Raw genomic sequence first — 3,249 nt, 5'->3', positions numbered from 1 at the left:
AACACAGTGGACGCGAGCAACTGAGGACAAGCCCTCGGCCTATTAGTACCGGTCACCTCCACACGTTACCGTGCTTCCAGATCCGGCCTATCAACCCAGTCGTCTACTGGGAGCCTTACCCCATCAAGTGGGTGGGAGTCCTCATCTCGAAGCAGGCTTCCCGCTTAGATGCTTTCAGCGGTTATCCCTCCCGAACGTAGCCAACCAGCCATGCCCTTGGCAGGACAACTGGCACACCAGAGGTTCGTCCGTCCCGGTCCTCTCGTACTAGGGACAGCCCTTCTCAAGACTCCTACGCGCACAGCGGATAGGGACCGAACTGTCTCACGACGTTCTAAACCCAGCTCGCGTACCGCTTTAATGGGCGAACAGCCCAACCCTTGGGACCGACTCCAGCCCCAGGATGCGACGAGCCGACATCGAGGTGCCAAACCATCCCGTCGATATGGACTCTTGGGGAAGATCAGCCTGTTATCCCCGGGGTACCTTTTATCCGTTGAGCGACGGCGCTTCCACAAGCCACCGCCGGATCACTAGTCCCGACTTTCGTCCCTGCTCGACCCGTCGGTCTCACAGTCAAGCTCCCTTGTGCACTTACACTCAACACCTGATTACCAACCAGGCTGAGGGAACCTTTGGGCGCCTCCGTTACTCTTTAGGAGGCAACCGCCCCAGTTAAACTACCCATCAGACACTGTCCCCCACCCGGATCACGGGCGCGGGTTAGACATCCAGCACGACCAGACTGGTATTTCAACGACGACTCCACACTAACTGGCGTTAGCGCTTCACAGTCTCCCAGCTATCCTACACAAGCCGAACCGAACACCAATATCAAACTGTAGTAAAGGTCCCGGGGTCTTTCCGTCCTGCTGCGCGAAACGAGCATCTTTACTCGTAGTGCAATTTCACCGGGCCTATGGTTGAGACAGTCGAGAAGTCGTTACGCCATTCGTGCAGGTCGGAACTTACCCGACAAGGAATTTCGCTACCTTAGGATGGTTATAGTTACCACCGCCGTTTACTGGCGCTTAAGTTCTCAGCTTCGCCCCACCGAAATGGAGCTAACCGGTCCCCTTAACGTTCCAGCACCGGGCAGGCGTCAGTCCGTATACATCGCCTTACGGCTTCGCACGGACCTGTGTTTTTAGTAAACAGTCGCTTCTCGCTGGTCTCTGCGGCCACCCCCAGCTCACGGAGTAAATCCGATCACCGAGCGTGGCCCCCCTTCTCCCGAAGTTACGGGGGCATTTTGCCGAGTTCCTTAACCATAGTTCACCCGAACGCCTCGGTATTCTCTACCTGACCACCTGAGTCGGTTTAGGGTACGGGCCGCCATGAAACTCGCTAGAGGCTTTTCTCGACAGCATAGGATCATCCACTTCACCACAATCGGCTCGGCATCAGGTCTCAGCCTCAATATGCGACGGATTTACCTATCGCACGGCCTACACCCTTACCCCGGGACAACCACCGCCCGGGATGGACTACCTTCCTGCGTCACCCCATCACTCACCTACTAACCGCTTGGGCCGGCGGCTCCACCACTCCCCTTTGCCCGAAGGCTCCGGGGCGGCTTCACGGCCTTAGCATCACGATGCTCGATGTTTGACGCTTCACAGCGGGTACCGGAATATCAACCGGTTATCCATCGACTACGCCTGTCGGCCTCGCCTTAGGTCCCGACTTACCCTGGGCAGATCAGCTTGACCCAGGAACCCTTAGTCAATCGGCGCACACGTTTCCCACGTGTGTATCGCTACTCATGCCTGCATTCTCACTCGTCAACCGTCCACGACTACCTTCCAGTGCCGCTTCACCCGGCAGACGACGCTCCCCTACCCATCACAGCACCCGTTGGGGCTATATACTGCAATGACACGACTTCGGCGGTACGCTTGAGCCCCGCTACATTGTCGGCGCGGAATCACTAGACCAGTGAGCTATTACGCACTCTTTCAAGGGTGGCTGCTTCTAAGCCAACCTCCTGGTTGTCTGTGCGACTCCACATCCTTTCCCACTTAGCGTACGCTTAGGGGCCTTAGTCGATGCTCTGGGCTGTTTCCCTCTCGACCATGGAGCTTATCCCCCACAGTCTCACTGCCGCGCTCTCACTTACCGGCATTCGGAGTTTGGCTAAGGTCAGTAACCCGGTAGGGCCCATCGCCTATCCAGTGCTCTACCTCCGGCAAGAAACACACGACGCTGCACCTAAATGCATTTCGGGGAGAACCAGCTATCACGGAGTTTGATTGGCCTTTCACCCCTAACCACAGGTCATCCCCCAGGTTTTCAACCCTGGTGGGTTCGGTCCTCCACGAAGTCTTACCTCCGCTTCAACCTGCCCATGGCTAGATCACTCCGCTTCGGGTCTTGAGCGTGCTACTCAAACGCCCTATTCGGACTCGCTTTCGCTACGGCTACCCCACTCGGGTTAACCTCGCAACACACCGCAAACTCGCAGGCTCATTCTTCAAAAGGCACGCAGTCACGAGAACGTGCAAGCACGTTCCGACGCTCCCACGGCTTGTAGGCACACGGTTTCAGGTACTATTTCACTCCCCTCCCGGGGTACTTTTCACCATTCCCTCACGGTACTATCCGCTATCGGTCACCAGGGAATATTTAGGCTTAGCGGGTGGTCCCGCCAGATTCACACGGGATTTCTCGGGCCCCGTGCTACTTGGGTGTCTCTCAAACGAGCCGCTAATGTTTCAGCTACGGGGGTCTTACCCTCTACGCCGGACCTTTCGCATGTCCTTCGCCTACATCAACGGTTTCTGACTCGTCCTGTCGCCGGCAGACGACAGAAGAGAGATCCCACAACCCCGTATACGCAACCCCTGCCGGGTCTCACACGCATACGGTTTGGCCTCATCCAGTTTCGCTCGCCACTACTCCCGGAATCACGGTTGTTTTCTCTTCCTGCGGGTACTGAGATGTTTCACTTCCCCGCGTTCCCTCCACACTGCCTATGTGTTCAGCAGCGGGTGACAGCCCATGACGACTGCCGGGTTTCCCCATTCGGAAACCCCCGGATCAAAGCCTGGTTGACGACTCCCCGGGGACTATCGTGGCCTCCCACGTCCTTCATCGGTTCCTGGTGCCAAGGCATCCACCGTGCGCCCTTAAAAACTTGGCCACAGATGCTCGCGTCCACTGTGCAGTTCTCAAACAACGACCAACCACCCGTCACAGCCCGCCGAAGCAGACTTTTACCGGGGCCGGCACCGAGAGACGACCAGACGG

General features: G+C 57.3%; 1 rRNA gene. It reads right to left on the bottom strand.

Annotation, left to right across the window (positions count from 1 at the left end):
- Positions 1–22: 22 nt before the first annotated feature.
- Positions 23–3,142 (bottom strand): 23S ribosomal RNA (locus ACIHAA_RS31835).
- Positions 3,143–3,249 lie beyond the last annotated feature (107 nt).

Origin of the sequence: Streptomyces sp. NPDC052040 (genome assembly GCF_044548405.1) — a bacterium.
Taxonomy (GTDB): Bacteria; Actinomycetota; Actinomycetes; order Streptomycetales; family Streptomycetaceae; genus Streptomyces.
Note: the sequence above shows the minus strand (reverse complement) of the source record. Positions and strands in the feature narration are given on the sequence as shown.